Consider the following 2,812-nt stretch of genomic DNA (forward strand, 5'->3'; position numbering starts at 1 on the left):
TTCCAGCTTCCAGCTTCCAGCTTCCAGCTTCCAGCTTCCAGCTTCCAGCTTCCAGCTTCCAGCTTCCAGCTTCCAGCTTCCAGCTTCCAGCTTATTTCTCGACCGGCGTGTCGTCGCGGTTGCCCCATTCCTTCCAGGAGCCGGCGTAGGCGCGCATCTTCTCGAAGCCCAGCGCCTTGCCCACCAGCCAGGTGAAGCCGCTGCGGTGGTGGGTCTGGCAGTGGGTGACCACTTCCATGTCCGGCGTCAGGCCCAGCGCCTCGAGTTCGGTGACCAGCTCGGCGTAGTCGCGGATGCGCAGGTCGCGATCCTTGTCCATGGCATCGGTCCAGTCCAGGTTCACCGCGCCGGGGATGTGGCCGAGCCGTTTGTTGTCGCCTTTCTCGCCGTCGTATTCGGCGCGGGTGCGGGCGTCCCAGATCGCGAAGCCCTTCTCGCCCAGGCGCTCGGACAGTTCGATGCGGTCGATGGCCACTTCGGGGTGGAGCATCTCGGCCTGGTAGTTGCTGGGCGTCGGCGCGCTCGATTCGGTGGATTCCGGTAGTCCGGCGGCGCGCCAGGCGTGGATGCCGCCGTTGAGGTAGGAGTAGCGGGTGTGGCCGATCAGTTCCAGGGTCCACAGCAGCCGGCCGGCCCAGCCGCCGCCCTCGTCGTCGTAGGCCACGACATGGGTGTCGCGGGTCAGCCCCAGCGACGAGAACAGCGCCGACAGCGCTTCCTCGTCCGGCACCTCGTTGGGCACTTCGCCGGTGCCGCGCAGCAGCCGCTTGTTGTCCAGCAGGACCGCGCCGGGCACGTGGCCCTGCTCATGGCTCTCGGCCTTGAGCGGCACGTCGATGATCAGCAGCGAAGGGGCATCCAACTGCTCGGCGAGCTGTTCGGGCTCGACAATCAGCGGCAGCAGGTTGGCTTCTGAACTCATGGGGCTCTCCTTGATCTTCCCGGGCTGACGCGCGCCGGCCGGCATCGTTCCGGCTCGGGTATGTCGTCTTTATCTCAAGTCTCGTCGAGACTGTCGACGATGCGCCGATAGCTGGCAAAACGGTCGGCGTGGATCTCGCCGCTCTCGACGGCGGCCAGCAGGGCGCAGCCCGGCTCCTGGCGGTGACGGCAGTCGCGGAAGCGGCAGCGTCCGAGCAGGTCGCGAAACTCGATGAAACCCTCGGCGACCTGGACTTCGTCCAGGTGGATCAGGCCGAACTCGCGGATGCCGGGGGAATCGATCAGCTCGCCGGCCTCGGCGTCGCCCCGGTCGCTCGGCGCAAAGCGGTAGAGTCGGGCGGTGGTGGTGGTGTGGCGGCCCTTGCGGGAGTCTTCCGACAGCGCGCCGATGCGCAGGTCCTCGTCAGGCAGCAGGCGGTCGATGAGTGAGGACTTACCCACGCCGCTCTGGCCGACGAACACCGAGGTGCGGTCGGCCAGACGCTGGTGGAGCGCGTCCAGCCCGCCGTCGCGGGCGGTGCTGGTGGTCACCACCGGGTAGCCCAGCGCCGCGTAGCGATCCAGCAGCGCGCGAAGCTCGCCGCCGTTCTCGGGCAGCAGGTCGACCTTGTTGAGCACCAGTACCGGGGCGATGCCGGTGGCCTCGGCCGCCACCAGGTAGCGGTCGATGAGGTTGGCGTGGGGCTCGGGCTCCACGGCGAAGACGATCAGGATCTGGTCGATGTTGGCGGCCACCGGCTTGAGCTGGCCCCGGGCGTCGGGGCGTTCGAGCACGCTTCCCCGCTCGCCGCGGGCCACCACCACGCCGCTGCCGTCCTGGCCGGCGCGCCAGATCACGCGGTCGCCGGTGACCAGGCCCTCCAGATTGGCACGCAGGTGGCAGCGCACCGGGGTCGAGTCGCCCTCGGGGCGCACGTCCAGGGTGCGGCCGAAGTGAGCGATCACTCTCCCGGGTTGTTCGGGGCCGTACTCGCCGGCGGCCAGCTTATCGGCATCCTGCTCGCCGCGCTTCTCGGCACGCTTGGCGCGTTCGGCCTGGATCTTTTCGACGCGCCAGCGCTGCTGGCGGCTCAACTTGCGCTTGTTCATGGTGGCCCGAAGGTCGGTACAATGGCCGCATTGTACTCATCAACGGGGCCGGCTGTCGCCGGCCGCTCGACCAAGGACCCTCCCATGGCCGCAAACCAAGACGCCCAGGACTCTCAAGACCCCCGTACCCAGCGCCTGGTGTGGATCGACCTGGAAATGACCGGGCTCGATCCGAACCGCGAGCGCATCATCGAGGTGGCGACCCTGGTCACCGATGCCGATCTCAACGTGGTCGCCGAGGGGCCGGTGATCGCCGTGCATCAGCCCGATGCCCTGCTCGAGGCGATGGACAACTGGAACCAGAAGACTCACGGCGACTCGGGGCTGGTCGCACGGGTGAAGGCCAGCACCGTCGACACCGCCAAGGCCGAGCGCGAGACGCTGGCGTTCTTGAACGAGCACGTGGCGCCGGGCAGCTCGCCGATGTGCGGCAACAGCATCCACCAGGATCGCCGCTTTCTCGAGCGCGAGATGCCCGAGCTGCTGGCCTTCTTCCATTACCGTAACCTCGACGTCTCGACCCTCAAGGAGCTGGCCAAGCGCTGGAATCCCGGCGCCCTGGTCGGCTTCAGCAAGCGCAACGTCCACCTGGCCATGGATGACATCAAGGAATCGATCGCCGAACTGGCGCACTACCGCCAGACCTTCCTGCGCCTGGAAGGCGAGGGCGACGAGGAGGAATAAGCCCGGGCTTCGCCCGGAGCTTGAAGTCATAAGCTTGAAGCTGGAAGAAAACCCTTGACCCGATGATGGCGGGGTTCATGCTGTCTTCCAGCTTCCA

The 2,812-nt window shown here is 67.3% G+C and carries 3 protein-coding genes; 1 reads left to right on the top strand and 2 read right to left on the bottom strand.

The annotated features are described in order from the left end of the window. Positions 1-91: 91 nt before the first annotated feature. The gene (locus FHR96_RS22270) at positions 92-922 is read right to left on the bottom strand and encodes a sulfurtransferase (protein ID WP_183389900.1); all 831 of its coding nucleotides are present in this window, start codon (positions 920-922) and stop codon (positions 92-94) included. Between the two features lie 74 nt (positions 923-996). Continuing rightward, positions 997-2,031, bottom strand: a complete 1,035-nt coding sequence (gene rsgA / locus FHR96_RS22275; protein ID WP_183389901.1) for a small ribosomal subunit biogenesis GTPase RsgA — start codon at positions 2,029-2,031, stop codon at positions 997-999. Positions 2,032-2,115: 84 nt separating this feature from the next. Here rsgA and orn point away from each other — a divergent pair, with 84 nt between their 5' ends. Beyond that, positions 2,116-2,715, top strand: a complete 600-nt coding sequence (gene orn / locus FHR96_RS22280; protein WP_183389902.1) for an oligoribonuclease — start codon at positions 2,116-2,118, stop codon at positions 2,713-2,715. The last annotated feature ends 97 nt before the right edge of the window (positions 2,716-2,812 follow it).

The organism is Halomonas organivorans, from assembly GCF_014192055.1.
Classification (GTDB): domain Bacteria; phylum Pseudomonadota; class Gammaproteobacteria; order Pseudomonadales; family Halomonadaceae; genus Halomonas; species Halomonas organivorans.